Genomic DNA, 18,023 nt, shown 5'->3' with positions numbered 1-18,023 from the left:
TTACAAATATACAAATTTGTTTCATTGCAGGGGTGAATTTACTCATTTTTTGTTTCATTGCAGAGGTAAATTAGCTTAATTTTTGTTCCATTGCAGAGGTAAATTAGCTTAATTTTTGTTCCATTGCAGAGGTATATTACACCAACTTTGTACCAGTTCAATAAAGTTGTACCAGCTCAATAAAGCAGTGTACCAGTTGAGCATATGCAGTTCCGCCCTTTCAGGGCTTATGTTTGGTGTATACCTATCACGTAGGGCAATGCCCTACGCTATATAATAGAAGGCTTTCAGCCTATTAAACTACTTCCGAAACTTGAGTAAACAATCATATCTGTTCGTCAGATCAACGCTTTACCGTTATCAGTTTATTTCCGTTCTCTATCGGATTCCATCCGTCTTCTCCTGCCAAAACTGCATTTATCTCATATCCTTTCAGATTCTTCAATTGTTGGGAGAAAGCAGCGCGCGCTTTCGGATGGGCTCCTTCGCCCCGACTTTCATATTCGGCATAAAAGACAGTTTTCTCGTTTTCCTTCTTGCCCCAGTTGTTCCAGCCAACGGGAAGAATGTGTTTCCCCAATTCGCAACGGATGAATACAGCTTGTGCATACGGACGCCAGGGACGGGACAGATACACTTTTGTGGCTTCCGGTTCCGCAGTCAGTTTGCAATCATAGAATACATAGCCATATTTTTTACCTTTATCAGTAGAGGGAGCGGTGACATAACCATCCCGTTTGCTATGAATGTGGCAACGGTTGAAAACAGCCGTAGACCAACCGAAGATAAAATCTACCGTTCCTTCGATGTAGCAGTCTTCATAATATTGGCGGCTTTGCTTGCTGTATGTATAGAGGGTATCCTGGAAGCCGAGGAAACGACAGTTCTTAAAATAGACACGATCGGCAGACACAAAGCAGGCAACTGCCTGTCCTACGGGACCTGATGAGTTCTCGAATGTGATATTCTCCGCATAAAAATCGGGGGCATAGATGTAACAGCTGGACGAACCGGAAGTTCCCATGTTCTCGCCGAATACATTTTTCTTGTTTGCAAAACCGTCATAAGTCAGTATCGCACTGTCTTCTCCAATCAAAGAGATATTAATCTTGGATTCAGGGATGATGAGTTTCTCTTTATAAGTTCCTTTACGAATCAGGATAGTGGTACGGACGTCTTTGCGAAAATCGGGAACAGCATTGATAGCTTCCTGCACGGTAAAGAAATCACCGCTACCGTCTTGGGCCACTACATAATCGAATTGACGGATATATTTCGCCAGTTCCGGAATTTCCTTGCCGATGGCATCCACTGCCAGTCCGGCAATTGTTCGTGCTCCGTATACGTTTAAATGAGTATTGTCTTCACGACCTTTCGGGAAAGCCGGCACCTGATTGGGTTCGACAAACATAAATAGTTTCTTTGATTCTACTGGTCCCAGTTCCTGCACCAGGTCGTGGGTGATTTTATTCATGTCGATGAAAGTCACTCCCAGTTCTTTTGCCACATTGCGGGGAGCATCCAGATAGGCGCCATGCGTATCGAATAAAACAATTCCTTCTTTCGGTTGTTCCTTTTCCCCTGGTGTGCGGCGGACATCTTTTGCGATGGCATCATCCTTCGGCTGTACGAAATTTCGACGGACGATAGAGTTGAACAATACCGGTATTCCACCTTTGGCGCGGGTTTCATTCACATACCGACGAAGATTTTCATCAAAAGTACTGCCCGGATCGGTGTGACGGGTAGAGTCTGCTTTCTCATCATTATGGCCGAACTGAATAAAGACATAATCTCCTTTTTTCACTTTAGAAATTACTTTTTCCCAGCGTCCTTCGCTGATAAAGCTCTTAGAACTTCGACCGTTGGCGGCATGATTGTCTATCCGTATGTCTTCGGAGAAGAATCCGGGAAGTACCATTCCCCAACCACGTTCGGGATTTCCTCCGTCTATTTTCTTGTTAGCCATTGTCGAATCACCTATCATAAAGATAGTGATGACCGGTTTGTCTGCACGAAATGCAGAAAAAAGAATAAGAGCCGTTGCAAGTAGCCCTACCATTTTAACCCTAAGTGTTTTCATATTCTTCATCCCCTCTTACGAGTTTTATTTTTTGTTTTTATCTGCCACCTGCAACGTTTTGCTTGTATCTTACTTGCAATCAACTGATTGCAGCGTTGCAGATACTGTTGCAGATACCGTTGCAGATGTTTATCTGCAACACCTTATATAATCCTGTTTTGCACGCAGGCAAATTCAGTTTCCACGCATAGGAACTACAGTTTCCCCGGGAAGAAACGCTAGTTTCCACGTAGAGAAACGACAGTTCCCACATAGGGAAACTGCAGTTTCCTGCCTTGGAACAGGAGTTTTAAGCTAGGGAAAGCAAAGAGCCAAGCCCGGAAACAAAAATTTCAAGCTGCATAAACAGTCGGAAAACCTACGTATTTTTATTTATAGGGATACCAATTACTGCTTTCCTTAAAGATATTTTGCGGAGTATACTTCATTGCCTCCTTATTTGTCAACTGTTTAGCCCATGCCACACGCCCGGAAGTATCTGCGCCCGCACCCGTATTTCCGAATTCGGCATAACGGGCTGTCTTTTCGTTCTCCGGATTCTTCCAATTGTGCCATCCTTCGGGACGGATATGATTACCAAACTCACAATTGATAAAGACCGTTGCCGCATAAGGACGCCACGGACGACCTAAATATACTTTTTTCACTCCCGGAGCGGCCGTCAACTTACAGTTTTTGAAAACATAACCGAATTCTTCACTTTGAGGAGTGGAAGCGGCAGTGATATACGAATCACGTTTACTATGCAGTTCACAATATTCGAATAGAGCGGTGGAAGGACCAAAAATAAAATCGGTAGTTCCCTCGATATAGCAATTTGTGAATAAGAGACGCGCTCCTTCGGTTCCTGTATAAATAGTATCCTGATTTCCCAAGAAACGACAGTTGACAAACATCAGTCTGTCACCTTCGGTGTGAAGAGCTACCGCTTGCCCCAGTGGAGCCGCATTATTTTCAATCGTCAGGTCTTTGAAAGTGATGTCATTCCCTTCCACTTTTACCGTATAGGTGCGGAAAGTACCCATCTTATTGATATTGGCATGGTCATCGTAAGTGATAATCGTTTTTTCTGCGCTTTCGCCCACTAATTGCACATTCTTTACCCAGGAAGGAATGACCAGTTTTTCTTTGTATATACCGTTCTTGATAAATATCGTCACCGTATAATCCATAAAAGCGCGGACAGCTTCCACGGCTTCCTGAATGTTACGATACTCCCCTGTCCCGTCGCGTGCCACAACTAATGTGTCTTTGCATTGCTGTTGTTGTGCATAAACAGATGTTGCTCCCACACCCAGTAGAAGCAAACACATCATTCCTTTAAAAATACTCCTTTTCATTGTCGGAAATTACTTTTGTAAACGTTCGTATTCCAAGCTAGCCATAATAAAAGGTCCTACGGCTTTAGGATCGTTATTGCGGATAGTTTCATTAATATAATAGTCATAATCGCCGGAACGATAGACCTTTCCTCCCAATCCTGCCACTGCACAAGCCTTGGTGATGGTTACCAATCCGTTCTTGTCCACTTCGATAAAATTATCCAGGAATCCTTTGTAGCCCTTCAATGCCACATCCAGATAAGACTTATCAATATATCCCAAACGAACCGCCTTAAAGAGCGAATAAATGAACATAGCGGAACAGGAAGATTCTACGTAATTACCCTTATCACCACTCCGGTCCATCACCTGATACCATCCTCCGGTCTTCGGATCCTGAAGTTTCTTCACCTGCACAGCTACATTATTCAATATATCAAGCAGGGAATCTCTTCCGGCTTCATGTTGCGGAATAAATTCGAGCACATCCACCAATGCCATCGCATACCATCCCATTGCACGTCCCCATGTATGTTTCGATTGTCCGGTCACCGGGTCCGCCCAACGTTGAGTGCGGCTTACATCGCACGCATGACGATAAAGACCATTCTTAGGATCGTACGTATGACGGGCACAAGTGACAAACTGGTTGATTACATCTGCATAGTCCTGCGGAAGATTATTACGGAATGCATATTCCGCGTAGAAAGGAGCTCCCATGTAAATTCCGTCCAGCCACATTTGGTGGGGATAAATCTTTTTATGCCAAAAACCACCGTCCTCATTACGCGGTTGTCCTTCAAACTGGCTATAAAGCAGGTCGAGCGCTTTCTTATATTTAGGATTCTTGGTCTGCTCATAGATACGGAAAAGGATTTTTCCGGAGTTGATACGGTCAAGACTATAATCGGTTAATTTATAAGCGGTAATGCTTCCGTCTTCGTGCACCATTGTATCCGCATACGCGATGGCGTAATCACGAATTTTCTTGTCGCCATAAGCGTCGTACACATCGAGCATGGCTCCCAGTTCAAGTCCGTGGCAATAATCCCACTTCAGTTTCGGCTGAAAGTCGAGCTGCCAGGATTCGGGGTAACGGATCATTTCCGATTCAGTCAGTCGCACAGACCAGGGAAGTTTGCTGTCTACCTGTTGTGCCGATACGGAAGCGGTCATTGTAACCAATAAAGCCACTATAAAAAAATTATAAAAAGGAGTTCGTCTCATGGTTTGTTATTTTAAGGATTCAACATAGTCTTTTTTCACGGTACGAAAGTAGTGTTTTTCCTCCAAACCCAGTGGGATTTTTTAGTCAAGTAGGTGCATTTTTTGTTTTTCGTGCACGGAAACGACTAATTTTGTGCACGCAAACGTCAAAAATGTCCATTTTTGATGCAATATCTCATAAATTAAGAGTTTCGTTTTGGAAGAAAGCAAAAAAGGTCTTACTTTTGGCACGGTTTACAACTAATACCCTCTGGGGAAACACAGGTAATTTATCATTAAAACAGAGAAAAAATAGAACAGAATGGAAGAAGTATTTAAGTACATTATCGGTCTTGGAGCGGCAGTAATGATGCCAATCATTTTCACGATTTTAGGAGTATGTATCGGTATTAAACTTCCCAAAGCGCTGAAGAGCGGTTTGTTGGTTGGTGTCGGTTTCGTTGGTTTATCAGTAGTGACGGCATTGCTCACCAGCAGTCTGGGTCCGGCATTAAGTAAAATGGTTGAAATCTACGGATTGGAATTGGGAATTTTCGACATGGGTTGGCCTTCTGCTGCGGCGGTAGCTTACAACACTTCAGTCGGTGCTTTCATCATCCCTGTTTGCTTGGGAGTTAACTTATTAATGTTGCTTACCAAAACAACCCGTACCGTTAATATCGACCTTTGGAACTATTGGCACTTCGCATTTATCGGTGCTATCGTCTACTTTGCTTCCGACAATATCTATTGGGGATTCTTCGCTGCCATCATCTGCTACATCATTACACTGGTAATGGCTGATATGACTGCTCCTGCTTTCCAGAAGTTCTATGATAAAATGGACGGTATCTCTATTCCTCAACCGTTCTGCCAAAGTTTCGTTCCGTTTGCTATTGTAATCAATAAACTATTGGATAAAATTCCGGGATTCGACAAGCTGAATATCGATTCTGAAGGTATGAAAAAGAAATTCGGATTGATGGGTGAACCGCTGTTCTTGGGTATCGTAATCGGTTGCGGTATCGGCGCATTGGGTTGTGCCAGCTGGAAAGAAGTATTGGATAATATTCCGGGCATTTTAGGACTGGGTATCAAGATGGGTGCGGTAATGGAATTGATTCCACGTATCACCAGCCTCTTTATCGAAGGTTTGAAACCGATCTCTGACGCTACCCGCGAACTGATCGCTAAGAAATATAAGAATAACACCGGTTTGAGCATCGGTATGAGCCCTGCACTGGTTATCGGTCACCCGACTACCCTGGTGGTATCTCTGCTGTTGATCCCTGTCACTATCTTCTTGGCTGTAATCCTTCCAGGCAACCGTTTCTTACCGCTGGCTTCTCTGGCAGGTATGTTCTACCTGTTCCCGATGATTCTGCCTATTACAAAAGGTAACGTAGTGAAATCATTTATTATCGGCCTGGTGGCATTGATTGTAGGTCTGTATTTCGTAACAGGACTGGCAGGCTTCTTCACACTGGCTGCTAAAGATGTATACGAAGCAACAGGTGACCCAACAGTAAACATCCCCGCCGGTTTTGAAGGCGGCGCGCTTGACTTTGCTTCCAGTCTCTTCTGTTGGGGTATCTTCCACCTTACTTACAGTCTGAAGATTATCGGCCCTGCCATCCTCGTGGCACTGGCACTCGGAATGGCTATCTACAACCGTATCCGCATGACTAGAAACGACGCAAAAAACGCATTGAACAGTAATAAGGAATAAGTAGAAAAGCCTTTAACTGATAATAATAAGTGGTATATAATATATAACTCAATAAAAAACTCGAAAGATGAAAAAATTAGCAATTGCAATGATGTTGGGTATCGCAGCAATGTCTGCCTCCGCCCAGGTGAATTACAAGATGCAAGTGGCTTGCAGCCCGCAAGACGTGAAAACGTATGATACTAACCGCTTGCGCAGTAGCTTCCTGATGGAAAAAGTAATGGTTCCAAACGAAATCAACGTTACTTATTCTATGTACGACCGTCTGATCTTCGGTGGCGCAGTACCTGCAACAAAAGAATTGGTACTTGAAACAATCGACCCATTGAAATCTAAATTCTTCCTCGAACGCCGCGAACTGGGTGTCATCAACATTGGTGGCGAAGGTATCGTAACCGTAGACGGTAAAGAATATACGCTGAAATTCAAAGATGCTCTGTACGTAGGTAGAGGCAAGCAGAAAGTGACTTTCAAGAGCAAAGATTCCAGCAATCCTGCTAAATTCTACATCAACTCGGCTACTGCCCACAAGGAATACAAGACTCAATTGATTACTATCGACGGACGTAAAGGTTCTCTGAAAGCAAACTCATTTGCTGCCGGAAAGCTGGAAGAAAGCAACGACCGCGTTATCAACCAGTTGATTGTTAACAACGTACTTGAGGAAGGTCCTTGCCAATTGCAGATGGGATTGACTGAACTGAAACCGGGTAGCGTATGGAACACCATGCCGGCACACACTCACTCTCGTCGTGTAGAAGCATACTTCTACTTCAATGTACCGGCAGGAAATGCTATTTGCCACTTCATGGGCGAACCTCAAGAAGAACGCGTCGTATGGATGCAGAACGAACAAGCTATCATGTCACCGGAATGGTCTATCCACGCTGCTGCCGGAACAAGCAACTACATGTTTATCTGGGGTATGGCAGGTGAAAACCTCGACTACGGAGACATGGACAAGATCAAATATACAGAAATGCGCTAACCGTTGCGTATTCCTGTATGACATATAATTTTTCAGACGCAGATAACGCGGATAGCACGGATCAAAAATAAGAATCCGCATTATCCGCGTCATCTGCGTCTAAAAGATTAGACTCATTTGCTCTTGATTCACAAACTCGTTTATCTTCTTTCTGTATTACCCCCAACGTTGCAAATGATAATGCTATGAGACATTTTTATATCCTTTGAAACAAATAGCATATATAATGCAACGAATAATACATGATTTTGACCAATTTTTACAAATAAAATTCAGTCGAAATACCGACCTTTGTCAACGAAACAAAATCTATTTAAATCCATTATCATGAATGCATTTCAAAAAACAGGCGAAAAGATGACAAACTACAGATGGACCATCTGTGCTATGCTATTTTTTGCTACTACAGTTAACTATCTCGACCGTCAGGTTCTCTCATTGACGTGGGATGAATTTATCAAACCGGAATTCCACTGGGACGAATCTCACTACGGTACTATTACTTCTGTTTTCTCCATTGTATACGCTATATGTATGCTGTTTGCCGGTCGTTTTGTCGACTGGATGGGAACTAAAAAAGGATTTTTATGGGCTATCGGTGTCTGGTCGGCAGGTGCTTGTCTTCATGCCGTTTGTGGTATTGTCACAGAAGCACAAGTTGGACTTCATAGTGCAGCAGAACTGGCAGGTGCCACAGGAGATGTGGTAGTGACTATTGCTACGGTCAGTATGTACTGCTTCCTCGCTGCCCGCTGTATCCTTGCTTTAGGAGAAGCCGGTAACTTCCCTGCCGCTATTAAAGTAACCGCAGAGTACTTCCCTAAAAAAGACCGTGCTTATGCTACTTCTATCTTTAATGCTGGTGCATCTATCGGAGCATTGATCGCTCCTCTTACCATTCCTATTCTGGCAAAAATGTTCGGTTGGGAAATGGCATTTATCGTAATTGGTGGACTTGGCTTTATCTGGATGGGATTCTGGGTGTTTATGTATGATGCCCCGTCGAAAAGCAAACATGTCAATCAGGCAGAGCTTGACTACATCGAGCAAGATAATCGCGAAGCAGGCAGTGCTCCAATGACAGACGAAAAAGATGAAAAGAGAATGAAGTTCTGGCAATGTTTCAGCTACAAACAAACATGGGCCTTTGTCTTCGGTAAGTTCATGACTGACGGCGTATGGTGGTTCTTCCTTTTCTGGACTCCGTCTTATCTGAATACACAATTCGGTATCAAAACCTCCGACCCACTGGGTATGGCGTTGATCTTTACGCTTTATGCAGTGACTATGTTATCTATCTATGGTGGTAAATTACCTACTATCTTCATCAACAGAACAGGTATGAATCCGTATGCAGCCCGTATGAAAGCGATGCTAATCTTCGCCTTCTTCCCGCTGGTTGTACTGTTAGCACAACCGTTAGGTACTGTTTCTCCATGGTTCCCGGTTATCTTAATCGGTATTGGTGGAGCTGCTCATCAATCCTGGTCGGCCAATATATTCTCTACCGTAGGCGATATGTTCCCAAGAACAGCTATTGCAAGTATCACCGGTATAGGTGGTATGGCAGGAGGCGTAGGCTCTATGATTCTTCAGAAAGTGGCAGGTAACTTGTTCGTATATGCTTCCGGAACAACGATGATCGACGGCAAAGAGGTGGAAATGACAAAAGAATTACTCGAACAAGGAGCACAATTCGTACACCCAGCCATGACATTCATGGGATTCGAAGGCAAACCAGCCGGATATTTCGTTATCTTCTGCGTATGTGCAGTAGCTTATCTGTTGGGTTGGGTTATCATGAAGGCATTAGTTCCGAAATACAAACCTATCGTATTAGAGTAAATCTATTCGAACAGATAGAATCGTTAAAAACAAAAGAGTAACTCGTCGCCGAGTTACTCTTTTGTTTTTAACCAATTATTCAAAAAAATGAAAAATGAAAAAATAAAAAAGCCTCTTCTCACGAAGAAGGCTTTTTAGGTTTACTTATCCTGCATCATCCTCCTGCAAAATTTTTAACCGAAACACTAGAAACAGTGTTTTTGCATTCCTATAATGAAGTATAGTAAACGTTAAGATGAAAAAAAGGGAAGTCTCACGACTTCCACAATTCTTCTAACCTTAAATCTAAATCTCTATGAAAAAAACGTGTTGCAAATATAGGCGTTTGTTCAACATAGAGGTGTTAATGAATTGCATAAAGAGAGAATAAAAACTAACATCTGCAAAATGATGCAATTTTTCAGAAGCTTTCTATTAATTTTAATAAACTTTTATAGAGTGGATTGCGTTCGAGTAGTTCGGGAACTCCTGTGATGAACATCTGTTTTCTTGCACGGGTCAAGGCAACATTCAGCTTCCGATCGATCAAAACACCCTCTTCTTCCGTCAGATTGGATAGAAATTTTAGTTGGTAAGGGTAGTTGACACAGAAGGAATAGATTATTACATCACGCTCGCTTCCCTGGAACCGTTCTACTGTGTCAACCAGGATTCGGTTCAGAGCTGGAATGCCTAATGATTCTATTTCTTTTTTTATCAATGCTATCTGACTCCGGTAAGGGGTAATGATCCCTAAAGTACGGGATTCGTCAAAATCTGTCTGATGATCTTCATAAATGCGAACAGCTAAGTCGGCAACAATACGTGCTTCCGAATAGTTGATCTTTGCAGACGCTCCGGCCTTCTCCGGCACAGAGGGATAAAAAGCCAAACGACAGATGGTATCGGATGATTCTATTTGGTGAGGCAGGCCGACAGGGATCAGACGCCCTCCATAAAAGGCACGATTGGCAAACAAAGCAACTTTCGGATGCATTCGCCCTTGACGGCACAGCATATCGTAGGAGCGATGAGCTGCAAATGATGAATATGATTGTTCCAATGGAGACGACTGCTCCGATGAAGACAATATACGTTGAACCGTTGCAGTACAGTTCCGATAGAGGCGTTCAAACAAGGAATCTTTCAGATTGGTCAACCCGATAGACAGTAAAGATTCATCATAAATGGCCGATTGCTCCGTATTTTGCTGTACGACAGCAGGCAGTTGCTTATGATCTCCGATCAACACAAACTTATCTATTGCATCTTTTCCGTCTTCTCCACGTGCACAGAGGATGCCTAACAACTGCGGTTCCAATATTTGGGTAGCTTCATCAATAATGGCTACATCAAAATGCTTCAAACAAAACAGTTCCGGTTTGCCGGAAATAGCCGCTACCGTTCCCACAATAATCCGACAATTCCGGATGCGTTCGTACACTTCCGAACGACGGTTACAAGAGGATAATTCATTTTCAATCAGATGCCCGCGGTAGGCTTCATCACATGATAATTCACTTCCCACACGTATAAAATCAACTGCCGGATCAATGGAAGCCAGCGACTTGCATATCTCATCGACAGCCCGGTTGGTGTATGAAAGCAAAAGAATCTGCGCATCTTTATCTGCATGAAAAGTCTCTACCATTTTCTTCAGGGCACATGAAGTTTTGCCTGTTCCCGGAGGTCCGATAAGAAGGAAATAATCCTGTGCGGCTTTTGCTTTCAGGGCGATTCGCGTAAAATCGTCTTCCGAACGGGAAATCATGGAATCCAATGATTCATCAAACCGAGGAGGACGCTGTGACAACAATAAGTCACGCCGCTCCTTCCTTGCAGAAAGATAAATATATAACCCCTGATACATCGAGCGGAATGTTGTATCCATTGTATCATGTTCTATCGCATAAAGGCTTTCGGCAGGAAGTACGGATGGGTTCTGCTGGGTAGCACGTAAGCGAATACCTATTTCGTTTTCTGTCAGGTATTCAATATTACCCTTGAAAACCATTTTATTGGTAACGTTATCTGTATCGCGGTTACGTTCATAAAGGATAATGGCGTCGCCTTGACGGAAATTAGGAAGAGAAGTCTCTGTTTCAAGAGCTTCACTTCTGACAGTCTTACTTGCAGAGGCTTCATTTCCGGTAATATCATTTCCAATAGCTTTATCTCCGGTAATGTCATTTACGGCAGACTCATTCAACAAAGTTTTCCCAGCCTTTTCCTTTTTAAAGAAAGAAAAAGTAAGTCCGGCTTTATGTTCATCGGCAGCATGATTCTCCTTTATTCTCAAATCATAGATGATTTCTCCGGCCTCGCATTTCTCCGCTAATGTAGAAAGCCATAAAGAAGCTGCCCCAGTACGTCCTTCATAATCCACATCACCGGATTTTGAGGTATAAAGTTCCTTTGTAATGAAGTTGTACACCGCATAGAAGTAATTCTTTTCCAGTGGAGAAAGAGCTTTCAGTTTCGATTGAAAGTTATCAATAGAGGGACGCAGATATGTTTCCCAAAAACGTCCTTTCAATCCTCTTTCATTCAAGGTGGAGGCATTGATTTCTTCCAGTTTTTGTGCCGTATATTCCAGACTGTTGCGTAGTTGGACGCCATATTCATCGGCCACAATACGGTTACGCAAGTCAATCACCCGACGTACCATCGCCCACGAAGGACGGGAGGGATAAAGGAGCGGATAACGGGTATAAAGCAAATAGGCTTTCACTTTCCGGTGATCCATTCCCATTGAATATTGCAAGACTGCTTGATAAAGTAACATCTGTACTTTATTATTCTCCTTCGGCTCTACCTTGCCTCGGATAGCGTATTCATCCGCCTTACCGGATTTCATTTCTATGAAAGAAGACATGTCCCGCTGCATATAGTCGAGACGTCCCTGAAGTCCGAGTGCTTCACAGATATAAGACGGTTCGAGCACGGCATCCGTCTTGTCCAGTTCATAACCGGCTGCATGAAAGGTATCATTGACCGTTTCACGAATATGATCGAAGTGCAGTTTGCAGTCCTCAAAGAATTGGCGTTCTTTCTCTTTGTCGCGCAAATCGGAACAGGCAGCCAGCTCAATAGGATAACGCCGGAAGGCTTTCTGCATACAGGTACGATAATCTATGTCTTCACTCTTCGCATGAATCCATTCGTCCAGGAAAAGATTGGCTATATTTCCCAGTAACAGAGGCCGGGCATTTTCAATCGGTTGAAGGCGGGAAAGAAAATAATTGGCTGGATGATGCCCGTAATCACGGAAACACTCTGCCAAAGAACTGATGTCAAGTAAATAATCCGGTTCGAGTACAATGAAAGAAGGAGTCAGGATTCCCGCCTCATCCACTGCAACATCCAATAAATTGACCTGGGCATGACGCCAAAGCAATTTGCACGTTTCTGCAAACTCTTCATTGATTTGAGGGATATTATAACGAACTAAATATGGTTTCTCCGAGACTTCGTCCAAGGGAGTCACATACAAATATTGCTCGTCGGCATACTGGAAGCAGACACGCATCCGCTGCACTCGTTCGCGGGCAGGAGGCGCAACCAGGTAGGTGGCATCCGCACGCGGAAGTAGCCGGTATAGTTCCAAAGGAATATCCTCTTCCAGGAGTTTACGAATAAAGAAAGCTAATGTTTTCGCATCGCGCAAGAGTTGTTCCCGGTTGGGCTCCTGCTGGCGGTTCAAGATAGCATTCGAAGTGAGCCGGAAAGTATGCAGCCGGTTCTGCTCTGCAACAGAAAGACCGACCTTAGCCGCCACGAAACTGATTCGTGCGGAAAGGTCGGTCATCTGTAAGCTTTCGTTTTGCATTTGCGCGCGACAAATACGCTCCAGCAAGTCGCGCATTTGCTTATATCCTACGGCAAGATAAGCATCTTCCGTCCGGCAAACTGCTAAAAGGATTTCATAAGATTCTATCGCTTCACTCTTCGGACAGGGCAACTTCATCTCCAGCTTCATCTTCAACTTCCTCTTCTGTTTTCTTCTTGTCCTTTATCATCAAAATACTCATCTCGTACAACAGATAAAGCGGAATAGCAACAACACTCAAGGTGAACGGGTCTCCCGTCGGAGTAATAATAGCAGCAGCTATCACTATGACGACAACCGCATGACGGCGGTATTTCCGCAGGAAGGACTTGTTGACCACTCCCATTAAAGAAAGCAACCATGTAACCAATGGAAGTTCAAAAGCCAATCCCATGCAGAGAATCAGCATCATAAAATTGTCGATATAAGAATTGAGCGACAGGATATTCTCCACTTCCGAACTCAACTGATAAGTAGAAAGGAAACGGAGAGTCAACGGATAAACCATAAAGTAGCCCAACAGTACACCGATGAAGAACATCAGTGTTCCGATAGTCAATGCTTTACGCACGCCCTTTCTCTCATTCGGATAAAGGGCGGGATTGATGAAACGCCATATTTCAAAAAAGATATAAGGCATAGCCGTCACCACCGACATCCAGAATGCTGTCGACATGTGAATAAAGAAAGGAGCAGCCAAGTTGATATTGACCAGCTTCACATAAAATTGTTGCGTGAAGAAGTCATCGGTCAAATCAAATGTTTTACCGATATGCCGTAATAAATCGTAGAATATGAAATCATTGTGGCAAGGCGCAAGTATCACATGGTCGAAGAGGTAGGGCATAGCAATAAAATAGCCTATTGCCAATACAAACCAAACTCCAACTACCCGAAAAAGTACCTTACGCAGTTCGTCCAAATGATCCCAAAAGGTCATTTCTGCCATCCGTATGTTGTGCTCTTTTAGTTCTTAGAAGGATCTACAGGTTTGTCCAACTCGTCTTTTGCCTTGTTTATTTCATCTTTCGCTTCGTTCACACCGTCTTTGAAGCTCTTTACGCCTTTGCCTAATCCGCGCATCAGTTCAGGAATTTTCTTTCCACCAAAAAGAAGAAGGATAACCAAAGCGATAATAATCCATTCGGAACCACTGGGCAAAAAGCCTAACAATAATAAGTTTGTCATAAGTTTATTTGATATAAGAGGTTTTTAATAGTTGCTGCAAATATAATCATTTTCACCACAGATTACACGGATTCACACAGATTTATAGCTTATCTTTCGATTTATTTCTACTATATATTCTCTTCAATCTGTGTGAATCCGTGTAATCTGTGGTGAATTAATCCTGATAATATACCCTTTTCACCCGTGTCGATATACTTGTCAACACTTCATAAGGGATCGTTTCCAGCTTATCGGACAACACCGTAATCGGCAGATCATCACCGAAGATGATAGCCTGATCGCCTTCCCGACAATCAATATCCGTCACATCGATCATGCAAACGTCCATACAGATATTCCCCACATAAGGAGCTTTCTTTCCGTTCACCAGGCAATAGGCGTTGCCGCGTCCCAAGTGGCGGTTCAGTCCATCCGCATAACCAATAGGAATAGCTGCAATGCGGGAAGGGCGTACCAAATGCCCCATCCGGCTATATCCTACCGTATCTTCTTGAGGAACATCCCGGATCTGAAGGATGGTGGTCTTGAGCGTACTTACATTATGTATTATCGAATTGTCTATCGGGCTGACTCCATAAAGTCCGATTCCCAAGCGCACCATATCGTACTGTGCTTCGGGGAAACGCTCGATTCCTGCCGTATTACAGATATGACGAAGAATCTTATGAGAGAAGGCGGCCTGTAATTCTTGCGAACCTTTCTCGAACAATTCAATCTGTCCGCGGGTGAAAGCGTCGAACTGTGACGAATCACTTCCTACAAAATGAGAGAATACCGAACGGGGAATCACCGCGCTCTGATTCTTCAGTCGACGGATAAGCAATGGAATATCCTCTACCGCAAAGCCCAAACGGTGCATACCTGTATCAAGTTTCACATGAATGGGGAAGTTGGTGATTCCTTCTTTCTCCGCAGCTTTGATAAGTGCGTCGAGCAGATGGAAATTATAGACTTCCGGTTCCAGTTTATAATCAAACATGGTTTTGAATGCGGTAAGTTCCGGGTCCATAATGATAATAGAGGCGGTAATGCCTGCCTTGCGGAGTTCGGAACCTTCGTCAGCAACGGCTACGGCCAGATAATCGACATGGTGTTCCTGCAAACTCTTGGCAATTTCATACGAACCGGCTCCGTAAGCTGATGCTTTCACCATACAGATCATCTTTGTTTCCGGATGGCGAAGCATAGAACGGTAATGGTTCAAGTTGGCTACCATCGCTCCGAGATTTACTTCAAGAATGGTTTCATGTACCTTCAATTCGAGGGCTTCGGATACCAAATCAAAGTTGAACACGCGGGAACCTTTCACCAGAATCACTTCCGAATGAAGCGATTTAAGTATATTGGATGCAAGGAGTGCTTCTGTATTAGGGAAGAAGTAGCGTTCGAGATCATCATCAAAACGAGCGGAACAAGAAGATATCTCCTGCCCTACACCAATCAGTTTATTAACGCCTTTGCTCTGTACCAATTGTGCCACACGCCGATAAAGCGTAGCGGTACTTTGTCCGGTTTCCAGTATATCCGACAGGATAAGCGTCCGCTTCAAGCCTTTCTTTTCCGAGCGGCGTACAAGGAAATCGAGAGCAATATCCAATGATGCCAGGTCTGAATTGTAGCTATCATTAATCAGTACACAGTTATTCTTTCCTTCTTTCACCTCCAGACGCATGGCAATCGGTTCGAGACGGGCCATCCGCTCGGTTATCTGGTCGGCAGGTGTCATCAGGTAAAGACAAGCTGCCAGACAATTCAGTGCATTTTCAATGGAAGCGTCATCGATGAAAGGAATACAGAAAGTATTATCCATCTCCAGATAACGATAGGATATAACGGTATGATCTTCTTTCTTGGTCACACGGCTGATATACAACGGGCGTTCAATGTCTGTACGGCTCCAGGCAATCTCACGTGCCGTCAGCATTGATTTTGCGACACAATTGCTGATTAACTCGTTATCACCGTTGTAAATCACGACATCACAGTCTTTGAAAAGCGTCAGCTTTTCCATGCATTTCTCCTGCAAGGAGAAGAAGTTTTCCTGATGGGCACCACCGATATTGGTCAGAATACCAATAGTAGGCTTAATCATTCGTTTCAAAGCTCCCATCTCCCCCATCTCGGAAATACCGGCTTCGAAAATACCCAGCTCGGCTTCTTCAGAAAGTTGCCACACAGAAAGTGGGACTCCGATCTGCGAATTATAACTGCGTGGAGAACGAACGATGCAACGATCCGGGCTAAGTAACTGATGCAACCACTCCTTCACAATGGTTTTTCCATTACTGCCGGTGATACCGATCACAGGGATCTTAAATTTATCACGATGTGTTTCGGCAAGCTTCTGCAAAGCTTTCAGAGGATTGGGAACGATGAGGAAGTTGAGAGTTGAGAGTTGAGAATTGAGAGTGGGCTGCGCACCATCATGCTGCATAGAACTCTCAACTCTCAACTCTCCATTCTCAACTTCTTTAAAGTCTTCTTCCGTAATTACAAAATTACGTACGCCCCGGTCATATAAATCGGGGATATAACGGGCTCCGCTATTTCGTTTGGTAGTTAAAGCAAAAAAAAGAGTTTCTTCCGGAAAACTCAAAGAGCGGCTGTCTGTTAGCAGCCAATCAATAGTCGCTTTATGTTTGCCCACACGGCGGGCACCGATACTTTTGGCTATGGATTCAATCGCATATGACATAGTTCTGTTTCTTTTTGAAAATCTAAGTACGGGTATTTTCCGATAAGTCGTTCTATTTTTAACACTATTTGTCCTAAAAAGCGTTGATACGCCTCTGACTCGGGATGAAAGGGTTTGTGCGCCAAGTCCCGGCGGATGTCTTGCACAGCTACGATAACCTGCTTTGTTTCAGGAGAAAAGAAGGTTTCGGAGAAGCGTTCCCACAGATAACGAATCGCTAAAGGAGACGGATGCAACATGTCGTCGGCATAGAAGCGATAATCACGTAATTCGTCCAATATGATTTCATAAGAGGGGAAATAGAACACTCGCTCCGGGAACAGTTGTTGCAATCGGTCGATGGCGAGTAGCAGAGTCGATTTGCTTAACTGGTTGGCGTGCATCCCGTCGCGTATATGACGGATCGGGCTGACTGTAAACAGCCATTTCAGATCCGGACTCAGGGCTGACATTTCGGTGATGAGTGCTGTATAATCTTCTACAATTTCTTCAACAGACAGCCGGTAACGCAAAAAATGACTCTCCGGCAATTGATGGCAATTAGCTACCACTTGTCCACTCTCCTTTTGTTTATAAACGTAAGCAGTTCCCATTGTCACTATCAGCCAGTTCAATTCCGGCAGTTTTTTATAAGCATGGTGAAGACGTGAATTTATGGTATGCAATGTCTCTTCGGGCGTAAAAGCAGAAAAAGAGCCATGATGCATCGGGCTATGCCATAAATCTTTGTAGGCAAACAGATCTTGTTTGTTGTATTCCTTATTCCTTATAATCTCTCTCAAAGCAGATGAGACGGATAAAGGATTATAAAGAATACCAAAAGGATTCAGGTCCAGTTGAAATCCGGCATCCATTAATTGTCGCCCGATATTTTCCGCAAAACAGGACCCCATCAGAAGAATATGATCTGCATGACTGACCGACGGCATCCCGGCAGGTAATTCTACAGATGTTTGAAAGTTCATACGATTTTCCATCATTTCATTACGTTTCATGTGCAAAAGTAATCAAAAAACTATTTCCGCCCTCTTTTTCCTCACGATTCAATAATCTTAGGAAGCATAGAAAAACAGATACGTCTTTATACCGGATAAGATTTTATAAAAAAAAGGAGGTCGAATATACTTTCTTTTCGTATTTTTGCACTAAATTTCCT

General features: G+C 43.6%; 11 protein-coding genes. 3 read left to right on the top strand and 8 right to left on the bottom strand.

Going from position 1 to position 18,023, the window contains the following annotated elements:
• Positions 1-343: 343 nt before the first annotated feature.
• The 3 genes from HMPREF0106_RS20240 to HMPREF0106_RS20250 form a co-directional block, all read right to left on the bottom strand.
• Entirely contained in the window at positions 344-2,092 is a 1,749-nt protein-coding gene (locus HMPREF0106_RS20240) for a pectinesterase family protein (protein WP_032851014.1), read from the bottom strand.
• A gap of 359 nt (positions 2,093-2,451) precedes the next feature.
• Positions 2,452-3,423, bottom strand: a complete 972-nt coding sequence (locus HMPREF0106_RS20245; protein WP_009039060.1) for a pectinesterase family protein — start codon at positions 3,421-3,423, stop codon at positions 2,452-2,454.
• Positions 3,424-3,432: 9 nt separating this feature from the next.
• The gene (locus HMPREF0106_RS20250; protein WP_004320969.1) at positions 3,433-4,632 is read right to left on the bottom strand and encodes a glycoside hydrolase family 88 protein; all 1,200 of its coding nucleotides are present in this window, start codon (positions 4,630-4,632) and stop codon (positions 3,433-3,435) included.
• A 301-nt stretch (positions 4,633-4,933) separates the two neighbouring features.
• Here HMPREF0106_RS20250 and HMPREF0106_RS20255 point away from each other — a divergent pair, with 301 nt between their 5' ends.
• The 3 genes from HMPREF0106_RS20255 (at position 4,934) to HMPREF0106_RS20265 (ending at position 9,173) form a co-directional block, all read left to right on the top strand.
• Positions 4,934-6,340, top strand: a complete 1,407-nt coding sequence (locus HMPREF0106_RS20255; RefSeq protein ID WP_004301502.1) for a PTS galactitol transporter subunit IIC — start codon at positions 4,934-4,936, stop codon at positions 6,338-6,340.
• Between the two features lie 67 nt (positions 6,341-6,407).
• A complete protein-coding gene (gene kduI / locus HMPREF0106_RS20260; RefSeq protein ID WP_004301501.1) occupies positions 6,408-7,328 on the top strand; it encodes a 5-dehydro-4-deoxy-D-glucuronate isomerase in 921 nt (306 codons plus the stop codon).
• 327 nt (positions 7,329-7,655) lie between these two features.
• On the top strand, positions 7,656-9,173 hold the full coding sequence (locus HMPREF0106_RS20265; protein ID WP_004301500.1) for an MFS transporter: 1,518 nt from the start codon (positions 7,656-7,658) through the stop codon (positions 9,171-9,173).
• A gap of 400 nt (positions 9,174-9,573) precedes the next feature.
• Here the strand turns inward: HMPREF0106_RS20265 and HMPREF0106_RS20270 are convergent, their stop codons facing one another.
• The 5 genes from HMPREF0106_RS20270 to HMPREF0106_RS20290 all read right to left on the bottom strand — a co-directional run bounded on the left by HMPREF0106_RS20270 (position 9,574) and on the right by HMPREF0106_RS20290 (position 17,862).
• Positions 9,574-13,131 carry an AAA domain-containing protein gene (locus tag HMPREF0106_RS20270; RefSeq protein WP_032851012.1) on the bottom strand — a complete coding sequence of 1,186 codons (3,558 nt, stop codon included), beginning with the start codon at positions 13,129-13,131 and terminating at the stop codon, positions 9,574-9,576.
• Entirely contained in the window at positions 13,094-13,930 is an 837-nt protein-coding gene (gene tatC, locus HMPREF0106_RS20275) for a twin-arginine translocase subunit TatC (protein ID WP_004301498.1), read from the bottom strand. Before tatC ends, HMPREF0106_RS20270 begins: the two co-directional genes overlap by 38 nt.
• 17 nt (positions 13,931-13,947) lie before the next feature.
• Complete coding sequence (gene tatA, locus HMPREF0106_RS20280) at positions 13,948-14,169, bottom strand: twin-arginine translocase TatA/TatE family subunit (RefSeq protein ID WP_004301497.1); 222 nt, start codon at positions 14,167-14,169, stop codon at positions 13,948-13,950.
• A 157-nt stretch (positions 14,170-14,326) separates the two neighbouring features.
• Positions 14,327-16,867, bottom strand: coding sequence for a bifunctional UDP-N-acetylmuramoyl-tripeptide:D-alanyl-D-alanine ligase/alanine racemase (locus tag HMPREF0106_RS20285; RefSeq protein WP_008020734.1), 2,541 nt, complete (start codon positions 16,865-16,867; stop codon positions 14,327-14,329).
• The gene (locus HMPREF0106_RS20290; RefSeq protein WP_004309403.1) at positions 16,843-17,862 is read right to left on the bottom strand and encodes a GSCFA domain-containing protein; all 1,020 of its coding nucleotides are present in this window, start codon (positions 17,860-17,862) and stop codon (positions 16,843-16,845) included. Before HMPREF0106_RS20290 ends, HMPREF0106_RS20285 begins: the two co-directional genes overlap by 25 nt.
• Between the last annotated feature and the right edge of the window lie 161 nt (positions 17,863-18,023).

It is taken from the genome of Bacteroides sp. D22 (assembly GCF_000163675.1).
GTDB lineage: Bacteria > Bacteroidota > Bacteroidia > Bacteroidales > Bacteroidaceae > Bacteroides > Bacteroides xylanisolvens.
This window is presented reverse-complemented; position numbering and strand designations above follow the sequence as displayed.

Bases quoted from the DNA above. Each gene is read 5' to 3' on its own strand.
- HMPREF0106_RS20240 (WP_032851014.1), bottom strand. From the start codon at position 2,092: ATGAAGAATATGAAAACACTTAGGGTTAAAATGGTAGGGCTACTTGCA.
- HMPREF0106_RS20245 (WP_009039060.1), bottom strand. From the start codon at position 3,423: ATGAAAAGGAGTATTTTTAAAGGAATGATGTGTTTGCTTCTACTGGGT.
- HMPREF0106_RS20250 (WP_004320969.1), bottom strand. From the start codon at position 4,632: ATGAGACGAACTCCTTTTTATAATTTTTTTATAGTGGCTTTATTGGTT.
- HMPREF0106_RS20255 (WP_004301502.1), top strand. From the start codon at position 4,934: ATGGAAGAAGTATTTAAGTACATTATCGGTCTTGGAGCGGCAGTAATG.
- kduI (WP_004301501.1), top strand. From the start codon at position 6,408: ATGAAAAAATTAGCAATTGCAATGATGTTGGGTATCGCAGCAATGTCT.
- HMPREF0106_RS20265 (WP_004301500.1), top strand. From the start codon at position 7,656: ATGAATGCATTTCAAAAAACAGGCGAAAAGATGACAAACTACAGATGG.
- HMPREF0106_RS20270 (WP_032851012.1), bottom strand. From the start codon at position 13,131: ATGAAGCTGGAGATGAAGTTGCCCTGTCCGAAGAGTGAAGCGATAGAA.
- tatC (WP_004301498.1), bottom strand. From the start codon at position 13,930: ATGGCAGAAATGACCTTTTGGGATCATTTGGACGAACTGCGTAAGGTA.
- tatA (WP_004301497.1), bottom strand. From the start codon at position 14,169: ATGACAAACTTATTATTGTTAGGCTTTTTGCCCAGTGGTTCCGAATGG.
- HMPREF0106_RS20285 (WP_008020734.1), bottom strand. From the start codon at position 16,867: ATGTCATATGCGATTGAATCCATAGCCAAAAGTATCGGTGCCCGCCGT.
- HMPREF0106_RS20290 (WP_004309403.1), bottom strand. From the start codon at position 17,862: ATGAAACGTAATGAAATGATGGAAAATCGTATGAACTTTCAAACATCT.